Annotated in this window: 20 protein-coding genes and 1 pseudogene; 10 read left to right on the top strand and 11 right to left on the bottom strand. The window is 31.0% G+C overall.

Annotated features, from left to right (window positions below; translation table 11 throughout):
• Positions 1-225: 225 nt before the first annotated feature.
• From CQA53_RS09060 to CQA53_RS09070, 3 genes are all read right to left on the bottom strand, one after another.
• Positions 226-654: a flagellar export protein FliJ gene (locus CQA53_RS09060; protein ID WP_115543683.1), complete on the bottom strand. Its 429-nt coding sequence runs from the start codon at positions 652-654 to the stop codon at positions 226-228.
• Between the two features lie 64 nt (positions 655-718).
• The gene (locus CQA53_RS09065; protein ID WP_115543684.1) at positions 719-1390 is read right to left on the bottom strand and encodes a hypothetical protein; all 672 of its coding nucleotides are present in this window, start codon (positions 1388-1390) and stop codon (positions 719-721) included.
• Between the two features lie 36 nt (positions 1391-1426).
• Positions 1427-3406 carry a motility associated factor glycosyltransferase family protein gene (locus CQA53_RS09070; protein ID WP_115543700.1) on the bottom strand — a complete coding sequence of 660 codons (1980 nt, stop codon included), beginning with the start codon at positions 3404-3406 and terminating at the stop codon, positions 1427-1429.
• A gap of 638 nt (positions 3407-4044) precedes the next feature.
• On the opposite strand from CQA53_RS09070, the gene CQA53_RS09075 reads away from it, so the two are divergent.
• Complete coding sequence (locus CQA53_RS09075) at positions 4045-4416, top strand: methionine-R-sulfoxide reductase (RefSeq protein ID WP_115543685.1); 372 nt, start codon at positions 4045-4047, stop codon at positions 4414-4416.
• A gap of 507 nt (positions 4417-4923) precedes the next feature.
• Here the strand turns inward: CQA53_RS09075 and CQA53_RS09080 are convergent.
• Positions 4924-5229, bottom strand: a complete 306-nt coding sequence (locus CQA53_RS09080) for a c-type cytochrome (protein ID WP_115543686.1) — start codon at positions 5227-5229, stop codon at positions 4924-4926.
• A gap of 278 nt (positions 5230-5507) precedes the next feature.
• Complete coding sequence (locus CQA53_RS09085) at positions 5508-7319, bottom strand: methyltransferase regulatory domain-containing protein (protein WP_115543687.1); 1812 nt, start codon at positions 7317-7319, stop codon at positions 5508-5510.
• 439 nt (positions 7320-7758) lie between these two features.
• Between CQA53_RS09085 and mraY the strand changes: the two genes are divergently transcribed.
• Both mraY and CQA53_RS09095 read left to right on the top strand, forming a co-directional pair.
• Positions 7759-8829, top strand: coding sequence for a phospho-N-acetylmuramoyl-pentapeptide-transferase (mraY, locus tag CQA53_RS09090; protein ID WP_115543688.1), 1071 nt, complete (start codon positions 7759-7761; stop codon positions 8827-8829).
• Between the two features lie 131 nt (positions 8830-8960).
• Positions 8961-9341: an outer membrane beta-barrel protein gene (locus tag CQA53_RS09095; RefSeq protein ID WP_115543689.1), complete on the top strand. Its 381-nt coding sequence runs from the start codon at positions 8961-8963 to the stop codon at positions 9339-9341.
• Between the two features lie 223 nt (positions 9342-9564).
• On the opposite strand, the gene CQA53_RS09100 is transcribed toward CQA53_RS09095, so the two are convergent.
• Both CQA53_RS09100 and CQA53_RS09105 read right to left on the bottom strand, forming a co-directional pair.
• Positions 9565-10098, bottom strand: coding sequence for a methyltransferase domain-containing protein (locus tag CQA53_RS09100; RefSeq protein ID WP_115543690.1), 534 nt, complete (start codon positions 10096-10098; stop codon positions 9565-9567).
• Positions 10099-10133: 35 nt separating this feature from the next.
• Positions 10134-10502: a hypothetical protein gene (locus tag CQA53_RS09105; protein WP_115543691.1), complete on the bottom strand. Its 369-nt coding sequence runs from the start codon at positions 10500-10502 to the stop codon at positions 10134-10136.
• A gap of 365 nt (positions 10503-10867) precedes the next feature.
• Here CQA53_RS09105 and rlmB point away from each other — a divergent pair, with 365 nt between their 5' ends.
• From rlmB to CQA53_RS09135, 6 genes are all read left to right on the top strand, one after another.
• Positions 10868-11560: a 23S rRNA (guanosine(2251)-2'-O)-methyltransferase RlmB gene (gene rlmB / locus CQA53_RS09110; RefSeq protein ID WP_115543692.1), complete on the top strand. Its 693-nt coding sequence runs from the start codon at positions 10868-10870 to the stop codon at positions 11558-11560.
• A gap of 24 nt (positions 11561-11584) precedes the next feature.
• Positions 11585-12703, top strand: a complete 1119-nt coding sequence (locus CQA53_RS09115; protein ID WP_115543693.1) for a hypothetical protein — start codon at positions 11585-11587, stop codon at positions 12701-12703.
• Positions 12703-13566 carry a hypothetical protein gene (locus CQA53_RS09120; RefSeq protein ID WP_245945831.1) on the top strand — a complete coding sequence of 288 codons (864 nt, stop codon included), beginning with the start codon at positions 12703-12705 and terminating at the stop codon, positions 13564-13566. Before CQA53_RS09115 ends, CQA53_RS09120 begins: the two co-directional genes overlap by 1 nt.
• A 122-nt stretch (positions 13567-13688) precedes the next feature.
• Positions 13689-14975 carry a DUF814 domain-containing protein gene (locus tag CQA53_RS09125; RefSeq protein ID WP_115543694.1) on the top strand — a complete coding sequence of 429 codons (1287 nt, stop codon included), beginning with the start codon at positions 13689-13691 and terminating at the stop codon, positions 14973-14975.
• A gap of 10 nt (positions 14976-14985) precedes the next feature.
• Complete coding sequence (locus tag CQA53_RS09130) at positions 14986-15372, top strand: hypothetical protein (protein ID WP_115543695.1); 387 nt, start codon at positions 14986-14988, stop codon at positions 15370-15372.
• 136 nt (positions 15373-15508) lie between these two features.
• A complete protein-coding gene (locus CQA53_RS09135) occupies positions 15509-16936 on the top strand; it encodes a phosphomannomutase/phosphoglucomutase (protein WP_115543696.1) in 1428 nt (475 codons plus the stop codon).
• Between the two features lie 324 nt (positions 16937-17260).
• Here the strand turns inward: CQA53_RS09135 and folD are convergent, their stop codons facing one another.
• Both folD and hemJ read right to left on the bottom strand, forming a co-directional pair.
• Positions 17261-18109, bottom strand: coding sequence for a bifunctional methylenetetrahydrofolate dehydrogenase/methenyltetrahydrofolate cyclohydrolase FolD (folD, locus tag CQA53_RS09140; protein ID WP_115543697.1), 849 nt, complete (start codon positions 18107-18109; stop codon positions 17261-17263).
• A 29-nt stretch (positions 18110-18138) separates the two neighbouring features.
• On the bottom strand, positions 18139-18573 hold the full coding sequence (gene hemJ, locus CQA53_RS09145; RefSeq protein WP_115543698.1) for a protoporphyrinogen oxidase HemJ: 435 nt from the start codon (positions 18571-18573) through the stop codon (positions 18139-18141).
• 548 nt (positions 18574-19121) lie between these two features.
• Here hemJ and ggt point away from each other — a divergent pair.
• Positions 19122-20825, top strand: coding sequence for a gamma-glutamyltransferase (ggt, locus tag CQA53_RS09150; protein ID WP_407918851.1), 1704 nt, complete (start codon positions 19122-19124; stop codon positions 20823-20825).
• A 177-nt stretch (positions 20826-21002) separates the two neighbouring features.
• Here the strand turns inward: ggt and CQA53_RS09155 are convergent, their stop codons facing one another.
• Both CQA53_RS09155 and CQA53_RS12395 read right to left on the bottom strand, forming a co-directional pair.
• Positions 21003-22199, bottom strand: coding sequence for a hypothetical protein (locus CQA53_RS09155; protein WP_115543699.1), 1197 nt, complete (start codon positions 22197-22199; stop codon positions 21003-21005).
• A gap of 59 nt (positions 22200-22258) precedes the next feature.
• Positions 22259-22609, bottom strand: a pseudogene (locus CQA53_RS12395) (MBOAT family O-acyltransferase); the annotation flags it as partial.

Raw genomic sequence — 22609 nt, forward strand, 5'->3', positions numbered from 1 at the left:
GCAATGTGATAGAAAAGTAACATGTGATGATTTTTTTTAAAAAAATTAAAATATTTAATATTTTATAAGAAATATTCTTTGAATCTATATCGAATTATTTATGTTTTGATTGTTGTTGTGGGGTTGTTTTTGGTTGGAGTTTTTAGTAATGTTTTTTATAAATTTCTGTGAAATTATTATAATAAAATAGTATCAATACATACAAACATTCAATGTAAGAAAATATTACTTTTGCATTATTTTTTGTCGTATATGAAGCATGAGTGTGGTTTCATCAAGTTTTTTTACCTCTTTTTTGTTTAGCTCTATTTTTTCTTCATCTTTTGCTTTATTATAGAGATGAAGCATTTTTTCATGTTCGATATGAGCGATTCTTATTTCGGCTTTGATATGTTCTTGTTCTTGTCGTAATAATGCGATTTGTCCTTGAATCTCCTCTATCTCATAGAGGTGAGCTTGTATGGCTGCCTTTTGATTCTGATAGGCATTAAAGCTCCCTGATGATGGCAATGGGGTAGAGGCAATGGTAGCATTGATAGAATCTATATCACTTTTTTTACGCATAATCAAAGTTTGATTCCGAATGAGTAGTTTTTCTTGTGTATCAAGCTTTTGCTTTGCTATTTTAACGAGATTTGCAAGTTGCTTTGTCATTATTCTCTACCTTTTATTTTTTGAAATTTTCAGAATCTTTATAACTTATAGAGAAATCAATATCTTAAATCTTCTCCATATGAAGATACTGCACAATCACTTCAGTATCCTTGCCTTTTGTGTCAAAAATAATCGTATATTTTTGTAATTGAGCGTTGTAAATTATCCATAATCTCTGTGGATTTTGGGTAATTTGATGAAGAAATGTTTGATAAGTATGCTGTATATTATCATAATACTGCCAAATGTAGTGAATCTCACCTCGCTTTTTTGGATTATTGTGATTGATAGAGAAAAAGTGACTTGTATTTGTTGGAGGAAGATTCTCATCAAGTGCAGAGAGCCAACGCAACGAGAATCTCATTATATAATATGCTTGAGAAATATTAGAATCTTTGATAAAAAACTTTTTTGCACCACTATTTTGATTACATGCAAAGGGTAAATCTGTAATTTTTTCTCCCTTAAATCTCCCATTCTCTAACGCACCATAGGGCAGACTTCTATCTGGTGGGTAGGAACAGAAATCAATATAGGGTAATTTTTCTGCTGTTATGCGTATTTTTGTAGAATCATATTTTTGTGCCAAAGATTCCAAAAAGAATTTTTCTCGCTTTTCAATCATTGCGTGATAGTCAATTTGTAATTGGGAATTAATATGCTTTTCTTGTGCATATAGTGTATAGAAAGATAATGTTATGATGCCTATAAAATAGAAAATGACATTGATTGACATATCATTCCTTCTTATGATGAGCTATTGTGATAAAGATTAAGATTTTTTAGATTCTAATTTTTCTTGTGCTATTTTTTTATCCCTTTCGCTCTCATATTCTGCACCTGTTAAGAATTTTAACGCACGACGAATAACAGTTACAACGGTATCAATCCCACCCGCAAGACTAAAAAGCCAATAACGATGACAATAAAGCCATTCGAGTTCTTTTGCTTTCTTGTCGTCATCATTCTTGATAGGACGCACAAGGAGTTGGGCAATATCAAGTTCTTGATGAAAAATATATGATTGGACCGCATCTGTAAAATAATCATGGAAAACACGAGAGTTAAACATATCTTTTAATCCATCAATTTCATCGATGAGTTTATCCATTTGAGCAAAGTCAAATTCTTCAAGGCGATTTTCTTTATTGAGTTTTTCTATTGTTTGGAGAAATTGCATGAGTTCTGAAAATACTTCTTCGATTTGATTTTGTTGTGTTTCACCGTAATCAATCCAATTTTGACAAATTTCAATGACTTGTGCAAAATTTTTTCGTGCGACTGCTTTGCTTGGGGCTTTTAGCTTTAATTGCTTTTTTTTAACTTTTGGAATGAGAGCACAAGCTTCTTTGAAGGGCATCTCAATCGTTCCACGAATACGAGCCCCGCCCTCTGTGGCATTAATAACTTCGATTTTATAGGGTGTGTTTGCAATATCTTTTTCATAGAATCCCAAAAAAAGTTTCCATATCTCTGTTGTCTCAACTACACCTCCACCGCCATATTTTTCTACAAACATTTTTTCTTCTTTTGGCTTTATTTCATTTTCTCCATACACAGCACCTTTTGAATGAGAGCTACCATCTTCACCAAATGCTAAATCTTGCCCGATGATAATACATCGTTTAAATTGTGAATGCACCACAAGTTCATACGCCATATTTGCAGCACTCATACCAATACCAAGATAACCATATTCATAAAGATTAAATAAAGTTGTATAGCCAAATGGACGGAAGCTAAATTGCTTAATACCTTTTGTGATTGCATGAATAGTGTCCTCATGCACTATTGATGTAAGTGAGAAAATTACGCCCTCTTGAGCTTCCTCTGGAGTATCTGTATAGAATTTAGCACTTTCTTTTACGCGTTCTAATGAAAAGACAATATCAGGCTTGATTCCGTGTTGATAAAGAATAGGAAAACTTGCGTCAATGCAAAATAAAGTTGCATAAGGGGCAATTTCTTTTAATTGTTCTAATTGTTTGTATAAACTGGGTCCAGTAGAAACGATAATGGCGGTGTCTCTCCCTTTTAATTTATTATGAACTTCTACAAGAGATGGTGCAAACAATGAATATTTCATATTTTCAATATGTTGCTTGATACCAATTATCGCATCTTTTGTGTCATTACCAACGCTAATTACATTATGCTCGATTGCTTGCACAAAGTCTTTATTTACACGAATAATCTCTTCGCTATATTTTTCATAGTAACTATTTGGAATAAGGAGATCATAAACCTTTGAATAGACTTTTGAGAATTTATCCATATCAAAAAGTGAATTAATCATGTGGTAGTTGCATTGTGGAGAATGCAGTAAAATCATGCGATTACTATATATTTCATCACTAAGATCAATGAGATTTAATACAATGTAAATAATCTCAAGTTCTGGCTCAATAACTACGATTCGCTTCAGAATCTCGCTTCCAAGCATCATGCGATACAAGATTCCATTTCCTAATCCATAACTATAAAGGTATGGATAATAGCGATAAACTTCATATTGGTTTAACCGCTCAAGATTTTCTTGCAATGGGTCGTTTTGATAAAGTGGTGTTTGATTAGCAATTTCAACAATATTAAAATTTGCACTATCATTTCCCATAAAAACTTCATATTTTGTATTTGTTTGAATCTGCATAAGATTATAGAATAAAAGAGGATCACGATAGCTTAAGGCATGAAGATTTCTTTGATAAATAGAATTTTCTTCAATTTGAGTTTGGGCATTTTGAGTTTCCATATTTGCGACAATATTACTGATTGGTTGGAGATTTTCTTGAGGTAATGTATCGGGTTGTTTTTGTTTCTTAGTATTTTTTGTATTTGTTTTGGTTTTTTTATTGTGTGATTGTGTTGTTTGTTTTGGAGTAGTTTTAGCCATGAAACCTCTTTTTAGTAAATCTGAAGTAATAAAGTATTATAGTATATTTTTTACATGTTTTTGTTGTTTATGGTATTTTGCTTGAGATTTGCTTTTAGTTTTTAAAAATGTCTTAATAAATTATGAGAGAAAGTTAGGTATTTATAATCTCAAAGAGAGATTATAAACAACAAAACAAGAAAGACTTAAAGTCTTACCTTTCTTACCAGCAAAAAAGATTCCATTTTTATGTATTTATTTATAAAATTATGAAAGATTACATTAAAAGTTTTTGCCATGATAAAGTTCATATTGATTCCATGAATATTTAAAGCAATAAAAACCCATATACATTATTAAAAAAATAATGTATAATGTAAGTGTAAGTAAATATTTTTATTTTTCATGGGGTTATTTGCAAATTTAGTAAATATTTCTGATGCTACATTTGAGAATGAAATACTAAATATAAAAAATTATAGAATCTCTTTGATGATACAAAAGAAAAAGGAAAAAATATGCCAAATAAAAATCTTAGTGATTTTGAAAAATATATTCTCTTTGAAAAAGGGACAGAACCTCCATTTAGTGGAGAATATAATGATTTTTTTGAAAACGGAATCTATGTATGTAAAAATTGTGGGAATGAGCTTTATTGTTCAGATTCTAAGTTTAGGGGACATTGTGGTTGGCCAAGTTTTGATGGACAGATTAATAATAATGTAAGGCAGATTCCAGACAAAGACGGCATTCGCATAGAAATTGTATGTGCAAAATGTGAAGCACACTTAGGGCATGTATTTTATGGTGAGGGTTTTACAAATAAGAATGTAAGACATTGTGTCAATTCTGTTTCTCTGCTTTTTCTTTCACAAAATGAAAATAAATAGTATTGAATAACAGATAGTTTGAAAGTCCTTTTACTCTTATTTGTAGAATCATATAAAAAGCTTTTGGTTCTTTGTATGATTGTAGTTTGAGAGACAAGAAAGCAATATTACAAAATTAAGAATTAATTAATGGGTAAGCTGCTTTGAGATATTTAAAAAAGAGCTGAAATAATATTGTAAATGATATAGATAGGAGAGCAATATTTTTGTTCTGTATAGAATAGAAAATATTGGATTCTAAAAAATCAAAGTATTTATAGTCAAAAATCTATTTCATATAAATATATCAAAATATTAGGAACAATCACTAAAAACTAAAAAACATAAAAATGTAGAAAAGTATTGTTCTGCTTATTTGTCTATTATGGAAATATCATGAAGTCGAAATATAGCAAGAAACAAAAAGTAGGAGAATCTAAAAATTAGAAAGCAGATTTTAATATATCAAAAATAGAAATGATGAGTTATCGCAGAATCTAGCAAAACTGCGACTAACCCCCTATCAATTTATTTAAGAGTTGGAATATATTTCGCCAATGCTTCAATGTCAGCGTCAGTTAATTTTGCAGTTTGTGCTTTCATTTGTGCACCCATTTTATAGCGATTGAGAGTCCCTGCTTTGTATTCAAGTAAATCTTTTTTGATTTCTTCTTCAGTTAAATTACTGACAACAGCAGTTTTATTCAAATAGGATTTTTCCATTTTCGCACCATGACAAGTTTTGCATTGTTTTGCAATAATTCCTGCTGGATCGCTCGCAAAAACAAAACCACTTACACCTAGAACAGCCATTGATAACACAATCTTATTCATGTTGACCCTTTTTAATATTTTTGGAATTATATAATTATACCATTTTTTATTAAATTTTAAGAAAAATATATTGTTTTTTCAATTTTTTCCCAAGTTTTACCAAAAATAAAAAATATATAACAAAACCATTTTTCGATTTTTCCAAAAACTTTTATAAAGATTTCTAACTATTTTTATAGTTGAAAATGAGAAAGTCATGCAACAAATTTTAAGATTAATATCATAAATTGATAAGCGGTATCCTTAAAAAATAGTTTAGGAATTTACAATCATACAATCTAACAAATCCCTAAAGCACGATATAGCACAAGCTTATTTGTAACAAAATTATGTGCCAAACGGATAACTTCTTGTTCATTTTCTTCTTTGCCTTCTATCACCTTTCCGTCTTTAACATGTTTTCTTCCTTGTGATTGAAAAATAGTAGAAACATATTGTGCCAAATAAGATTCTAATTCTTGTGTTTTTTTAATATGAGAATCTACACCATTACCATTTTTTACAGCAATATTATTCTCTTGAGATTTTGTTTTAGAATCACACTCTACAATTTCATTTCCGTGCATAGTAATCCAATAACCAAATTTTTCAATATACGCTTGAATAAATAATTGCTCTGTTTCAGAGACAACAATCATTCTGCCTATACGTGGGGCAATAACATAAATAGATGAGGCAATATTTGCTTGTTGTTCAAATAAATATGTGTTATATTTTCGTGATTGTTCTAAAATCTTTTCACTTAGATCCTGTGCTATAAATACCATCTCCTCTTGAATAAGCACCACAATCGCACTAAGGGCATGAGTAAAATGGAGTTGGCTAGATTCTATAATCTCACGCATACTTTTTGGATGAAAATTCTCACTCATTAAAATTTCAAATATCATATCGTAACGTTCTCGCATGAGATTAACCTCGCCGCGTGCGGTATTGACCTTATAATCAAATTCATGTATTGGACGCAAAAGCATAAACTCTGTATTAAGGATTTTTTCACGTGCTTGATGGATAGGAATAGTTGTTGCACCGCGAGCATACAGATCCATGCGGAATTGTTTATTAGTAAAATAATCTTTTACTTGCTCACGCATTATGTGATTGGGAATGCCATTTAAAAACACTACTCCTTGTTCTGTAATATGAAAATCATCAAAATGCTCCAGAATCTTCCCCGTGCAAAGAAAATCACATTTTACATTTCCCATCATTTTTGCCATATCACTAAAATAAAATACTTCCCAATCGGCATTAAGATATTCATGTGCAATATATTCTTTTTGCGTTAATGCCATTTGTTTAAGCTCTGCAATCAGTTTTTTATTTTGTGGATTTAATTTGGCAAACATAGGTTCACATTCTAACATATCATCAAAGAAATCTAAGCAATTTGTAATTTTTTCTGCCGGAGTGCCATAAGTATATTGATTATAGAGACTAAATATATGTCTAGCAGGAGTTTTTGGCGACCAACCCGGATGACAATTATAGCTATTATAAACAATACCCCCAACTTTAAGAAATTTATAAATAATACGCAAGAGAACTTCTTGATTGCTTTTATTAACCCATGAGAATACTCCATGCAAAACAATATAGTCAAATTTTAATTCCTCGCATATAGTAGTATTTTTAAGGTTAGAATCCTGTTTACAATGTTTGTTATCATGAGAAAACTTTGTGGCATTTGTGTTGATTGAAAAATTATTAGAATCTGAGTCCCGGTAGATTTGATATGTATGTGCTAATTCGTCTAATCGTTTCTCAATTTCAAGAAAACTATCATCATAGATTCTCATATTCGCTTTACTTTTATATCCATATTCTTGTGCGATTAATGCATGTTTTGGGTTAAAATCTGTCCCAACAAAAAAACCTTCGCTTGTTGCTGCATGTGCATTCAAACTTGTACCCCTACCAAAACCTAACTCAAGATAAGAAAATTTTTTTTTTGCTCCAATTTTATTATTTTTATCTGTACTATATCCAGCTAAAGTGAGATTGAAATCAATCAGTAGCGGAGAAATTTCTTGTGTATAAGTATCATAAACCGCCAAATCTGTATAATAACCATCATGCCAATTAAGCATTTTTATTCCTTTTATAATCAATATTTATCTATTCTCATCTCAATACATTAAATACACTTTAGAAGAACACTATTCTAAAATATATTGATCAAAAATATTATAATATAATTTTATAAAGTATATTTTCTATACTAATTAGAAACACAATAAAAAGAGCTATTGCATAAAAAATATTAAAAATTGTAAATATTCCATACAACAAATCAACAAAAAATTGTAAAATATGGATTCTTAAAATATAAAATATTATTTGAATTTGATTGTGTAACTTTCGCAATCAAATGAATATTGATATAAAATTATGATTAGAATTGCATTGTCTTTGTAGAATCTTGAAATGAAACAAGCATAAAATCATTGAATACTAGATTGAATAAAAAAATTTTAATTCAAGATATGAATAACAAAAAACTTCAATAATTTTTTATAAAGGTTGTTAATGCTCTATGAACTCTATGCACATGGATTATCTAATGTTGCGATTTTGAAATATATTACTTTTCGTGCCGGTGTAGCTTTTTTTATTGCATTTTTACTTTGTGTTTTTCTCATGCCACATTTTGTTGCTTGGGCAAAAGCAAAAAAAGCAAGTCAGCCAATTTCAGACTCTATCAAAGCACATGCAAACAAGAAGGATACCCCAACTATGGGTGGTTTAGTGTTTGTTTTTTCAGCTGTTATTGCTAGCCTTTTAACCGCAAAGCTCGATAATTCTTATGTGCATATTGGACTCGCGTGTCTTACACTTTTTATGCTAATTGGTGCACGTGATGATTACATGAAAATTTCTGCAAAAAAGAATGCGGGAATGAGTTCCCGTGTTAAGTTTCTCTTATTGGCTTGTGTGGCAATTTTTATAAGTTTTTGTCTCTATAAAAATGGGTTATCAACAGATTTTTATGTTCCAATAGCAAAAAATCCCCTTTTTGAGCTTAGCAAAATGCCTATTCTCATCATTGCGTTTTGGGTGCTTGTTTTTCTTTCTACCACTAACGCTGTGAATGTAACAGATGGACTTGATGGCTTAGCTACCATTCCTAGTATTTGTGTGCTAACAAGTTTAAGTATATTTGTATATGTTGGAGGAAATATTGAAATAGCAAAATATCTTTTATGGCCTCATATTGTAGATTCTGGTGAAATTATGGTGTTAATATTAGCAATGATTGGAGCATTATTTGGCTTTTTGTGGTATAACTGCCACCCGGCACAAGTTTTTATGGGAGATAGTGGAAGCTTAGCACTTGGTGGATTTATTGCATTCTGTGCAATTATTTCTAAAAATGAAATTCTACTGATTCTTATGGGGTCAATTTTTGTCATTGAAACAATTTCTGTAATTTTACAAATTGGCAGTTATAAGTTGCGTCAAAAACGTATTTTTCTCATGGCACCTATTCATCATCATTTTGAAGCAAAAGGTTGGGCGGAAAATAAAATTATTGTTCGATTCTGGATTATTGCAATTTTAAGTAATATTGTAGCACTCATAACACTTAAAATTCGCTAACTCATTTTTAATATGACAGTATTTAGAATATGTAATATAAAATCTACAATAAAAATTATAAACTCTTTATTATAACTTTCAGTTTCTTTTTTATCTAACACAATAGAGATTTTGATTTTGAGTTATTTGCGATGAAATACTTAAGAGATAATATAGATGTAGATACAACACACACAGCATTTATTGTTAGCAAATGTGGATTTTTCTATAATTTTACTGATTTTTTTGGTGTGTATGCTGGTCTAGGGCTTGGATTTCAGGGGTTAACACCCGCTTTTAATATTAGCAGAAACACGATCAATGCCCCGGTGTCAGAATCACGAAGCGACGGATTTGGTAGTTACTTTGCTTTACCATTTAACATAGGTATGCAGTTTAATATAGGGCATCATAATACTATAACATTTGGTGCGAAGATTCCTATACTGAGTCAAAATTACAGAAGTGATCGTGTGGGAGAATCGCATTTACGGACATATATGCTACAATTGGGATATGCGTTTAATTTTTAGTGAGTGTGTTTGAATTGTAGTGTCTTAAAAGATTTTTATTAAGATGTTATAAAACTACCATTTAGTTTTTATGGGCAGAGTTTTTGTTGTATTTATAGTTTAGCGGAATTTTATAACATCAAGGCAAGATGGAGTTGTAAAATACACTATTCTAGATTCTACAAAGCTATTATACCAACTATTACATTTCTAATAATATACTTACTTATTATGCGTTAAGATTCTAATCCACCCAATAATCCACAAAGCCTTCTTTGAAATAGAGATATTTCATTTGTAATTCATAATTGATTTTATCCACGAATTGCGGAAGAGTGCCATTCTTGACATTTTTATTATCCCTCTTAAACCATACCCATGATTTTGAGATTGGTGAGTAGAGGGAGTGTGTATATCCCCATTGTTGCATAAGAATCTGCATAGAGTCGTTGGTATGGAATGCACAATGCACGGGATTGATATAAAACCATTTTGGATTTTTGGGGATATTTTGCCTCACTAGCGTGTGAATGATAAGCATACCATCGTCTTTGACCAATGAATTGATATGCTCCAAATGCTCTCTTTTGGTAATATGCTCAAACATCGCACTATTAAAAACTACGCTATATCGTGCTAAATCCTGCTCTTTGACATAGCTTACAATGCCATCTTGAAACAAGCTATCCATATATTTTTCAAAGACAGGTAAATGAATGTGGTAGTAGTGCTTCAAGATTCTCGCAAGTGAGCCAATCCCGCCGGCATAGTCAATCATATCCACACGAGTTAGGGAATCTTGATTATGAGGGGCTACTCGCCCCCCCCCCCCATAGCAGAGATAGTAGAGGCGGTGGAATCCGCAGTAGAATCTATAATGCCATTTTTTATCATCAAATTCACCATATCAGCTTGTGCGAGATATGGAGGCTGATTTGTGCCAATAGTATTTAGTCTATAATCCAAATTATTCTTTGACATAAGCTCCCAATAAGTATGCGTATCGAGATTGAGCTTGCTCCAAGCCTCATAATCCATTTCAAAAAGTGTCTTAGAAAATGTAAAAACGCATTCTTTACAATTGTGATATATGGATTTATCCAAAAGCTTTGCCACTTCACCTTCAAACTCTGTCGTAAAATAATAACCCACATTGTCGCTATTGCAAATGATACATTTCATTACATTTCCTTTGTTTGTATTTTAGATTTCTGTAATTATAACAAAATTTGACATTAACACAAATAATAATTTTAGATAATGACCTTACGATTAAGCTTATAAGTGTTTTTTTGCAATTTACTTCCAATCATTGCTATCTAAATTAAGATTAAAATTTTTACTTTTTACCTCACCTTTAAAATTATAATTGATATAAGAATTTAAGTGTTGAATACTATAAGTTTGAAAGCTAATGTAATAATTTTTATTCAAGTTGGAGTTATTATAAAAAAAATAAAAAATTTTATATTTCTTGATAAAATTTTAGTAACTTTATAGTTTTCTTATGGTATATTACTTTACTTAGAATCTAGGGTTTAAGGGCGATGATAATTTTTGGGAAACAATGTTTTGAATATGTTTTATGTAAAGCACCAAAACAAATTAAAGAAATTTATTTATCAAAAGAATTAAACAAGGATATATTTAGGCGATTACAACAGTTACATGTCCCTATTTTCCGAATTGATAATAAAAAAGCTCAAGCTATGGCACATGGCAGAAATCATCAGGGTATGTTCGCAAAGATTCAAGAAATACCATTGCTTTCAACTAAAGATATACTCGATTGTCATACTCTTGTTGTTTTAAGTGGTTTAACCGATATGGGAAATATTGGTTCAATTGTTCGCACAGCCTATGCTTTAGGGGTTTGTGGGGTTTTGCTCTGTGATAGAGATTATCCATCCTTGCAAATATTAGAGGGAATATTTCGTGCAAGTAGTGGAGCTTTATTGCAAATGCCATTAGGTTTTTGTGTGACAAGTTTAGAATTTGCCAATCAAGCAAAAATGAGAGGCTTTACGCTTTTAGGAACAGGGCTTATGCCAGATTCTGCACATTTTTCTAGAGAATCCTTGCAAAAATGGGCTTTGTTTATTGGTAGTGAGGATAGAGGCTTAAAACAGAAGCTCTTACAGAAAATGGATATTGTATTGCATATTCCAATGCACAACAATTTTGATTCATTGAATGTAAGCGTGGCGACAGGGATTCTTATTGATAGAATACAACGATAAAACAAGCAATATAAAAGGGATACTATGACAGATTTTGAAAAATTAAAAAATATGAATCTTCAGGATATACGAAATAAAACAAGAATTTCTGTGGAGCGATTGCAAGATATTATTAATAAGAATTTTGACAACATTGATCCAACACGGGCACATGGATTTATTAAGATTTTAGAACGAGATTTGCATTTAAATTTAGATGATTGGGTGCAAGAATATGATTATTATAAAAGTCATGGGAATACGCAAGATTTTACTTTGAATCAAACTGTAATACAGACAAATACAACAGTACAAGAAAACACTCAGATTGCAAAAACAGAAGATACATTCAATGAATCCTTGGTAAGCCATTTAGAAAAACATGATGAAATACAACAAGATTCTAAAGATGAAAGCAATAAGAGACAAAATAACGATAGAGAATCAAAAATATATAAAAGCAATATTGTAAAAGAAAAAGAACAGAAAAGAAATAAGCAAAAACTCAGTGGAATTAATATAGAGATTAGCACTCCAAAAACACAATACTCCTTGCGATCAAAAGTTGTTATTACTTCTGGTATTATTGGTATTTTGCTGGTTGTGATTGTGGTTTATTTTCTTAGTGTTGTAACAAATTCACATTCAAGTAAGATTACACAAGATAATAATATACAAAAAGAGAATATAGAAAAGGATTTACGCACATATCCCAAAATTTCTCTTCAGGAAGCACTCAAAGATGATGAAAATATGTTACAAGATACGCAAAAAGATGAAAGTCTGAATAGAGATAAGACAACGCATCAAGACAAAGATTCTCAAACTCTCTCGGATACTTCTTATGTTAAGGAGCTACAAAATAATGTGGCAAAAAATCAATTCGATGTATATCACCTTACTGTTATCCCCAAAAAAGATGTTTGGTTTGCATGGACAGATACAATTACAAAGAAAAAGGGGGATAAATATTCTGCTAAGGCGGTTACAATGGAGCTTTATAATCCTACTGCATTTCATTTTGGCAATGGGATTTTAACGCTTGAGATTGATGGCGAGAAAATTGAATACAATCAAGCATCTGTGATGTATCTTCTTTATACTCCAAAAAGTGGTTTTAAAACTATTACGCAAAAAGAATACAAGACATTTGGGAGCAAATAATGAGAATCTTTTTATATAGAATGCTTCTATGCCAATGGTTTTTTTCATTAGGTTTTTTTTGTTATAGTCAGACCTTACAACAAAAAATTCAAACCTTGATACCACAAAATACCTATCAAACAAATGAAAATTTTATTAAAAAGATTTTTAGTAATGAAAAAAATTTTTATGACAATGGAAATCTTAATGTTTCAAAGATTATTTCTACACTAAAAAATAATGGATTATTGTCATTAAAACTTTCAAAACCTAGCGATATTTCAATTAGTTTTCGCATCAATTTTGCGGGCATCCAAACCGACTCATTGCCAAGTTTTATGTTTTTGAGCTATGCAACCAGCAATCTTTTGACAAGTATGGGATATTCTTATTTTTATACTTCACAAGCGAAAAAAGATCACGATAGAATTTCATTGACTTATATGTTAAATACAGAATCAAACATTGATCCAGTTGTTGTGATCAATAATTTATCTAAACGTGGATACCGCATTGTTAATGTTACGCGGGATTCACCATTACATTGGATTTATGATGTGAGTTTGAGACAATCTTCTCTTGTTAATGCTGATATTGTGAAACAAGGAGAAAGCGAATTAAGTAAAATTAATGGAAAATATTGGCTTACATTAAATGATATTGGTGTGTTAAATATTGCACCAAGAGAGAGTGGCGTTAAATGGTATCCAAAAATTTTGATTTTTGATGCAAATATGGATGTAATTGATTCTGTAATGTTAACAAACGCAACAGATAACTATAAAATTCAAATCACAAATCAAGCCCAATATATTATGATAACAGATAACTATAATGCAAATATTTTGCGTAATGGCATTATGCTAAATTTTCAAGTAAAATGATTGAAGTAGTATATTTAAAAATAAGCTTTATAAATATATGTTTTATTAATACTTTAATTTAATATAAGCAGACTATTTCTGTTTTCAATTATATTCGATGATATGAAAGAAAGGAGATAAATATGCGATTGCAAGAATTACATGATATTGCGAATCTTTTTTCTTTTCATAAAGTTATTACGCATATAATGCGTTTAGATGATAATAGTATTTTATTACGACTTGATTGTGTAAATTATTGTATTGATTTGAATAAAAGTAGTCCCCAAGTTTATATCTTACAAAACCCATTAAGGAAAAAAATCTATAACGCACCCTTTGATATTGCTTTAAGCAAATATATTTATAAGGCAAACTTAAAGTCTTGTAGGCTTGATGGTATGAATAAAATTTTAATTTTGCAGTGCGAAATCAAAAATAAGTATAAAAGTATGCTTATTAATTTACATATAGAAATGATAAATCGGAATACAAATGTCATTCTTGTGCAAAATAATATTATTATATCCGCATTGAGATTTTCTAACACAGAGAGAATAATTGCACCCAAAATTTCATTTACACCTGTGCTTCAACCATGTTTTACAAAAATCCTGATTGATGGTAATCTCGCAGATATAAAAGAAAAACTCTTGCAAAATTATGAGAATATGCAAAAGATAAAATTAGAGGAGTGTCGCAAGATTCTTGTGTATTCCCTGCACAATAAACTTAAGAAGCTAGAAGCCCTTGTTAAATCTTTCCCCAATATTGTTGAGTTAAAAAAACAGAGGGAAGAAAAAATTATGCTTGCAAATTATATTCTCATGCACTTAGATTCTATTCCAATATACAGCACACAAATCATAGTTAATGATATTTCCTATGAAATCCCCAAAGAATGCAAAATGAGTCTTGTAAGTGATAAGCTTTTTAAACAAGCAAAAAAAATACAACAAAAAATTCTCCATAGTAATATACAAAAAGAAAATTTAGAATCTAAAATCACATTTTTAAAAAATCAACTCACCTATGTTGGACATGCAAATCTAGATGAACTTCATATTTTACAACAAAAGCAAAAAGGGAGAAAAAAGGAAGCAAAAAAATACTATGAAACTTTCTATATTGACGGAATCCGCATTAGTATGGGACGAAATGCACAAGAAAATATTAAATTGTTGAAAGATTCAAAAGCAGATTTTATTTGGTTGCATATTCTTAATATACCATCATCACATTTGATTATTCACGCAAGTAAAGTAGATTTTCCGATATTGGAATACGCAGGAACACTTCTTGCTAGACTTTGTGGAATAAATAATGGTAAAATTGTGATAGACTACACAAAGCGGAAATTTGTAAAAATAATACAAGGCTCAAATGTAGTATATTCAAAGGAAAGTAAATTGCACTTAAATCTTTCATAAGGAGCAAAATATGGCATTGAACTCTATTGGAAATGTAACCTATATCAATCAAGCAAGTAGTGCAACATCAGCTTTGCAAGCAAATAATATGACACATCAAACTCCGCTTAATCATGCTTTATTTAATGAACAAATGCAAAAGATTGAGGAGGTAAGACCAACAGAGGAGACACATAAACTTGAAGATAGAGAGGGTAACGGGAAGCGAGAATTTGAAGATGAGAATGAAAATGAAGAGGAGTTGGAAGATGAAGAGGGTAAAAACTTTCAAGAAAATCTTACAGAAGAAATGCAAAAAAATAGTATAGCAGTGAAGAAGAAACAAGAAAAAAAAATCATCACCGAAGATGAAATGTTAATGAAGCCAGAAAAGCATATTTTAGATATAAAAGGTTAGATTTTTAGATTCTATATATTTGGAATATTTCTTGTGGTTTTTTGATATTTTTATAACTTTTATTACGAATGAGCCAGATTTGGCGTATTGTGCGTTTTGTGTTATAATGGAAAATTCTATTTCATAAGGAGATTCTATGTCTATTTTCCGTGAGTATGATATTCGGGGGATTTTTGAGGAAGATTTAAATAAAGAAAAGGTGATAAAAATTGGTTATTTGCTTGGTAATTATATAAAGAAGCATGATAATAAGGTAGCTATCGGTTATGATGCAAGAACGCATAGCCCAATACTTTTTGAGTGGCTTGGTTTGGGACTTATGTTGCATGGTGTTGAGGTATATAATTTAGGTATGATACCAACCCCTGTGGCATATTTTTCCACATTTCATACTGATATTAAAAACTCTGTGATGATTACAGGCTCACATAATCCTCCACAATATAACGGTTTTAAAATTACAATTAATCAATCCCCTTTTTATGGCAATGAGATTCAAAATCTTGGTAAGGAAATGGATACACTTGATATTCGTACACCTGATATAGAATCTCACAAGAAAGAACCTAGAAAGATTGATGTTTTGCAAGATTATATTGATTTTATTTCTAAAGAATTTTATTTCTTAAAAGGTTGGAGTGAAAAAATTGTTTTTGATTGTGGAAATGGTGTTGCTAGCCTTGCATTAAAACAAATTTTAGAGAATCTGCAATTAGATACAATCAATCTTTTTTTTGAGCCAGATGGCACTTTTCCAAATCATCACCCAGATCCAAGCGAAGAAAAAAATTTGGTTGATTTGAAACGCACTTTGCAGGAGAATCATATTTCTATTGGAATTGCCTATGATGGCGATGCTGATAGAGTAGCACTTGTTTCACCAAATCATAATTTTAAAGGCGATGAATTGGCAATACTTTTTGCACGAGATATTGCAAAAACAAAGAAAAATCCCATTGTAATTGGGGAAGTGAAATGTTCTCAAATTATGTATGATGAAATTAATAAGATTGGCAGTAGCGTCATGTATAAAACCGGACATAGTAACTTAAAGGTAAAATTGAAAGAACTTCATGCAGACCTTGCGTGTGAAATGAGCGGACATATCTTTTTTAATGATAGATATTTTGGTTATGATGATGCGATTTATGCAGGATTTCGAATCTTAGAACTTCTTTATAAAGAAAAAGAAGATGGCAACAATAACCCAATCTCTAAACTCGAAAAATCTCTACTCGCTTTACCAAAAACATACAACACAAATGAAGAAAAGATTCTCACGACCGAAGATAAAAAATTTGAAAGCATTAAGAATCTAAAATGCAAACTTGATGTTATTTGGGAATCTCAAAAAGGTTTACATACAGATTCACAAGTCCCAAAAGATTTTCCAAAAATTAAAGATGTAATTGATATTGATGGTGTGCGTGTGATATTTGAGAATGGTTGGGGGCTTATAAGGGCAAGTAATACGACACCAACGCTTGTTACACGATTTGAGGCATACTCACAAAGTGATTTAGAATCCTATAAACAGTGTTTGTTAAATCTACTTGTGCAATAATTTTAAAGTATCGTAAGCAATAAACATAAAGTCATTTTAGATGTCAGTATTTTTTGATGTTTTTAAAGCTTCTTCGCTAGGCTTTAAGGAGTATCGTATTTTTTAAGAAGAGAAAATTCTCAAACTCTCTTAAGGCATTTTGTAGCCATTCATTAAGGATTAGTATGACTAAGCACATGATGTCTGCTAATAAATATAATTTATCGATAGTGAGAAAATGACTTATTGCTATTGGGTTCAAAACATGATAAATTTTTCTTCTTAATAAACAACTCACAACATTTTGCCAACCAACTTTTTACGCATAAAATTGCAACAATCTGATTATCTATTTAAACGATTTTTTGTACTTTCTAGTGTGTTTCGCAAAAGCGATACAATCGTCATTGGTCCTACTCCACCTGGAACAGGAGTAATATATGAACATATTGGAGCAACATGAGCAAAATCCACATCGCCAACTATTTTTCCACTTTCTAAACGCGTAATGCCTATATCAATAATTATTGCACCTTCTTTTACCATATCTTTTGTAATGAGGTTTGGTTTGCCAACAGCAACGCAAATAATATCTGCATTTTTTGTATAAAATTGTATATTTTGTGTATGGATATGGCATATACTGATTGTTGCATTTTTATTTAACATAAGTGCCCCAAGAGGCTTACCAACAATATTGCTTGCACCTATAATACATACATTTTTGCCCTGTAATTCTATATTGTAATGTTTTAAAAGTGTCATGATTCCAAGTGGAGTTGCTGGAACAAAGCCTTTTACGCCGCTAAAGAGTTTCCCGCTATTTTGCGTATGGAATCCATCCACATCTTTTTGAGGGCATACAGATTCCAATATTTCATAAGTATCAATATGTTTTGGTAGAGGGAGTTGGACTAAAATTCCATCAAGTTTATCGTTTTGATTGAGATTCTCAATCATTGTTATTAAATCTTGTTGTGTAATATTCTTTGGCATTTCATGCAGGATTGAAGTAATACCCACTTGCTTGCATGCTCTTGCTTTCATATTTACATAGGTTTGACTTGCAGGATCGTTTCCAACAAGAATAACAGCAAGGCTCGGGATTATTCCATGTGTAGAGAGTTGTTGAACTTCTGTCGCAATACTTTCTTGCATTTCTTGTGCTAAAGATTTTCCATCAAGTAAAATCATTGTTCTCCTTATTAAATTAATAAATATGCTTAAAAAGGTTTCACTACTGCAAAGATTACGATACCAATCATTAAGAGTGTTGGCACTTCATTAAAAAATCGAAAAAAAATCTCACTTTTGTATAATGAGACTATAAGTTTTTTTCGGTAAAATCCACATGCAAAATGAAATACAAATAATAAGGCAACAAGAGTAAGCTTTGCGTGTAACCATGCTCCCATTGGTGTTATAAAAAGGAGTAAAATACCACTTATGAAAGTTGCAATCATAGCAGGATAACCAATGTAATAATAGAGCTTTTTTTCTTGTATTTCAACAATGTCTGTAAATGATTTATTATTATATTGTTGTGCGTGATAGACAAATAATCTAGGGAGATAAAATAATGCTGCCATCCAAGTAATGACAGAAATAATATGAAATGCTTTGAATCCGTTATAAGATTCTGTCAAAAAATCTAACATATTTCCTCGATTGTATGAATATATTAGAGCAATTATAGCAAAAATTTATAATCAACAGAATGAAATACCAAGAATCCTTATATGAAGAGACAAAAAATCAAAGATTTCATTTCATCGTGCTATATTTATAATTGGGAAAAGTAAAAAAGTATTTTCTTAAAAAAATTTGAAATATATTATAAGAGATTACAATCTTTCAAGGTAATTTTCCATAGTATTTTGAAAATACAAAAGCTTATGTTGGATATAAAAGAAAATGACTTGTAATTTTATACAATTTATCATAAAACTATGTATGTAAATTTCTATTTCAGGCTATAATATTTTGTATTGCAATAATTACAAAAGGATATTTAATGTATGCCACATTCTATGTATTTTCCAATCAAAAAGTAGAATCTCCCGAACTTTATCTCGAACAAATCGATATTGATGATTCTTCAAAATACAAACATATTATCAGGACTTCTATCAATACAGATGGAGAAAGCTTGCATAAATTATGTAATTTTTATTGGAATTCTGCTCCAAATCATGTAAAACCTAAAATGTTTTTTTTGATGCCCCTTCTTATATTTTTTTGTTTTATGAGCAATATATATGCAGCAAACTATGTCCCTATCAAAGATTCGAAAGGAGTTGGATTAGCCCTCTCAAGTAGCCCTTATGCGACGACTATTGGACAACAAGTTTTAGAAAAGGGAGGAAATGCCATTGATGCAGCTGTGGCAATGGGTTATGCTCTAGCCGTTACTCACCCAGCAGCAGGCAATATCGGTGGTGGTGGATTTGCTCTCATTCATCTTGCCAATGGTGAGAATCTCGCACTTGATTTTCGTGAAAAATCTCCACTTGCAGCAACGCATGATATGTTTTTAGATTCTAAAAAAGATATTATTCCTAATGCTGCTACAATAGGCTATTTATCGATAGCTACACCCGGTATGGTAAAAGGCATGAGTGCCATGCTTGAAAAATATGGAACAAAAAGTTTAGCAAATCTTTTGCAACCAGCAATACAACTTGCACAAAATGGCTTTATTGTTACACAACGTCAAAGTGAAACCATGGAGGAAGCACAACAAGATTTTATGAAATTCCCAAGCTCTCGTGCATATTTCTTAAAAAAAGATGGTTCGGTATATCAAGATGGTGATATTTTGATTCAAAAGGATTTAGCAAAAACTTTGAGAATTTTGCAAAAAGATGGTGCTGAAGCATTTTATCGTGGTGAAATAGGAAATGCACTTATAAAGGATATACAAAAAAATGGGGGCATTCTTACAAAACAGGATTTAGAAAATTATAATGTAACATGGAGAAAGCCAATTTATGGGACATATCGTGGCTATGAGATTATTTCCATGCCACCTCCAAGTAGTGGCGGGACGCATATCGTACAGATATTAAATGTTCTTGAAAATGCAAATATAGCAAGTCTTGGGTTTCATTCTTCACAAAGTATTCATCTTATGGTAGAAGCTATGCGTCAAGCGTATGCGGATAGAGCAGCATTTATGGGAGATTCTGATTTTATTAAGATTCCACTTGATATATTGACAAGTAAGGAATATGCAAAGAAAATTTTTACCAATATTACAAAAAATGCAATGCCTAGCAATACAATCAAAGCAGGCTTAGATAGCATTAAACAACCATATAGCAAAGCAAATTTTAAAGAAGGAGCAAATACAACACATTATTCCATTGTCGATAAATGGGGAAATGCGGTGAGTGTTACTTATACACTTAACAAACGTTATGGATCAGCAGTTTCCTTAAATGGATATGGCTTTTTGCTCAATGATCAAATGGAAAATTTTGCGATTAAAACCGGTGTGCCAAATCGACATGGATTAATTGAGGGAGAAAATAACGCAATTATGCCAAACAAACGCCCATTAAGTTCAATGAGTCCTACGATTATCCTAAAAGATAAGCAACTTTTTATGGTGCTTGGCACACCAGGTAGTGGAAAAATTATAAGCACACTCACTCAAGTTATAGTAAATATAATTGATTATAAGATGGATATTGCAGAGGCGATACAAGCACCAAGATTCCACATGCAATGGCAACCAGATAGGATCGATATTGAGAAATTCTTATTAAATGCAGATACAATAGAGAATCTTAAAAAAATGGGTTATAGACTTATGGAAACAGAATATATGGGCGATGTAAATGCTATTATTATTGACCCTGCAAGTAAAATCATTTATGGCTCACTTGATCCACGTAGGAAACTTTAAGATTCTAAAAATTTATTACATTTTTGATATATAAAAATAATCATCTTTTTTAGAAAAGTATCAAATATTATTGGGATTATGAAATAAGCATGTGGAATTTGAAAATCTGTTTCTAAAAATTTATTACATTTTTGATATATAAAAACTATAATTCATCAGAATCTAGCTTTATAGATTCTAGTTGTTTTTGTCTGGATTGACTTCAAAATAAATCTTGCGCAAAGATTCTAAATCATAATTTTGTATTTTTGTTTGCGTAGTCTCAAGGTAGCTATCAATAGTTTGCATATTAAGTATATGTAAATCTTTAGCGATAGATTCTATATGCAAGGCATTCATATCAGCTCCATAATGTGTATTATCAGGGTAATTCCCTAGATTATCAGCATAATCCATATCATCAAAGCCATAGATTCTTACATTATCCATATCCTTACTCATTTCCACAAAATATTTTAATACCCATCGCCATTCATAAAAATCCTGCACTTCGCTTTGCAATCTATATGTTATCCTAGAATATGTTGGCACAATAAAATAAAACTTTACATTTGGATATTTTCTAGCAATATCAAGCATATTATAATTCAAAAATTCCTCATGCCTTTTTTTCTTTGCCTCATCGATTGGATAAGGCGTGGGATTAAATGGATATTTTTCATATTCTATCAATCGCCCCACAGTAATACCAGTTCCTTTTGGACCAATCGCATTATTTCTACTAAGCCAATCTCTAGCTCCTTCCTCAAAGCTCAAACCATTCGATTCTAAACTATATCCAACCATTCCTTGTCTATAAGTATCAAACTCGCCAATACATTTAGGGTTGCTCGACCAACGCAATGCACATAATGCAAACTTTACATCAAAATACAAACGCATATCATTATATTGAATATCGTCATAGAGGTAATTTGTCCTACTTTTGTGTGTTACATGAAACCAACCTATATCCATGATAACTTTCTTTATCTCTTTGTGTTTTAAGGCATATTTTAAGATTTCTGCCTTTTCCCCTATACCCATACCACCTGAAGCAAAATTTACCCACTTACCACCCAGCATGGTATCTGCTTGTAGCTCCGATGACTGAAACATCATAGAAGAACCAAGTATCATGGAATTAAAATCATAATGATCAATTACCCCTTTTGCGGCATGTCGAGCATGTCCCTCATAATTAAAAAATTTAGTATCACGCCAATATGGCTTGTGAAATACTTGCATAGGGTCGTAAAGATAAAGCAAAATAGCTAAAAATATAAAAAATGGAATAGGCACAAAGATTACTATTATTATATATCTTTTATAGTCTCTTGTGCCGTATATTACTTTACTTTGTAATAGCGATTTCATTTTAGATAAGATGTTCATAGTTGTATCCTTTCTGATATATTTTGAGGCTAAAGCCAAAGAATTTATAAAGGATTCTCTTAAAAATTAAAATAGATAAATTCAGAATATGGATTCAGTATCAGCATGATGGCAGGTATCCAAAATAGCAACATGGTAGCCATGATATATGTTTTTGTGGGTTTAAAACCGCGTGTTAAATCAATGCTATTTTTAAAACAAAGACATACAATAAAGGCTAAGATAAGATAAATAAGTGTTTCATTTCTGCCTTGTATATTTGATAAAAAATGTGGTATCAATCTCGCCCTTGCATCAAATTCCACCCACACAATCCCAAACATACTCTTCAGCAAGCTTATAGCAGTATCTAAGTTTTCAGCTCTAAAAAATATCCAAGCAATATTGACAAAATTAAAAGTAAGAATCCA

The sequence above is a fragment of the Helicobacter didelphidarum genome (assembly GCF_003364195.1).
GTDB lineage: Bacteria > Campylobacterota > Campylobacteria > Campylobacterales > Helicobacteraceae > Helicobacter_A > Helicobacter_A didelphidarum.

Coding starts and splice junctions, on each gene's coding strand:
- rlmB (WP_115543692.1), top strand. CDS start 10,868: ATGATAATTTTTGGGAAACAATGTTTTGAATATGTTTTATGTAAAGCA.
- CQA53_RS09080 (WP_115543686.1), bottom strand. CDS start 5,229: ATGAATAAGATTGTGTTATCAATGGCTGTTCTAGGTGTAAGTGGTTTT.
- CQA53_RS09120 (WP_245945831.1), top strand. CDS start 12,703: ATGAGAATCTTTTTATATAGAATGCTTCTATGCCAATGGTTTTTTTCA.
- CQA53_RS09155 (WP_115543699.1), bottom strand. CDS start 22,199: ATGAACATCTTATCTAAAATGAAATCGCTATTACAAAGTAAAGTAATA.
- CQA53_RS09075 (WP_115543685.1), top strand. CDS start 4,045: ATGCCAAATAAAAATCTTAGTGATTTTGAAAAATATATTCTCTTTGAA.
- CQA53_RS09085 (WP_115543687.1), bottom strand. CDS start 7,319: ATGCTTAATTGGCATGATGGTTATTATACAGATTTGGCGGTTTATGAT.
- mraY (WP_115543688.1), top strand. CDS start 7,759: ATGCTCTATGAACTCTATGCACATGGATTATCTAATGTTGCGATTTTG.
- ggt (WP_407918851.1), top strand. CDS start 19,122: ATGTTTTTTTTGATGCCCCTTCTTATATTTTTTTGTTTTATGAGCAAT.
- CQA53_RS09070 (WP_115543700.1), bottom strand. CDS start 3,406: ATGGAAACTCAAAATGCCCAAACTCAAATTGAAGAAAATTCTATTTAT.
- CQA53_RS09105 (WP_115543691.1), bottom strand. CDS start 10,502: ATGAAATGTATCATTTGCAATAGCGACAATGTGGGTTATTATTTTACG.
- CQA53_RS09130 (WP_115543695.1), top strand. CDS start 14,986: ATGGCATTGAACTCTATTGGAAATGTAACCTATATCAATCAAGCAAGT.
- hemJ (WP_115543698.1), bottom strand. CDS start 18,573: ATGTTAGATTTTTTGACAGAATCTTATAACGGATTCAAAGCATTTCAT.
- CQA53_RS09115 (WP_115543693.1), top strand. CDS start 11,585: ATGACAGATTTTGAAAAATTAAAAAATATGAATCTTCAGGATATACGA.
- CQA53_RS09135 (WP_115543696.1), top strand. CDS start 15,509: ATGTCTATTTTCCGTGAGTATGATATTCGGGGGATTTTTGAGGAAGAT.
- CQA53_RS09060 (WP_115543683.1), bottom strand. CDS start 654: ATGACAAAGCAACTTGCAAATCTCGTTAAAATAGCAAAGCAAAAGCTT.
- CQA53_RS09095 (WP_115543689.1), top strand. CDS start 8,961: ATGAAATACTTAAGAGATAATATAGATGTAGATACAACACACACAGCA.
- CQA53_RS09065 (WP_115543684.1), bottom strand. CDS start 1,390: ATGTCAATCAATGTCATTTTCTATTTTATAGGCATCATAACATTATCT.
- folD (WP_115543697.1), bottom strand. CDS start 18,109: ATGATTTTACTTGATGGAAAATCTTTAGCACAAGAAATGCAAGAAAGT.
- CQA53_RS09100 (WP_115543690.1), bottom strand. CDS start 10,098: ATGATTGACTATGCCGGCGGGATTGGCTCACTTGCGAGAATCTTGAAG.
- CQA53_RS09125 (WP_115543694.1), top strand. CDS start 13,689: ATGCGATTGCAAGAATTACATGATATTGCGAATCTTTTTTCTTTTCAT.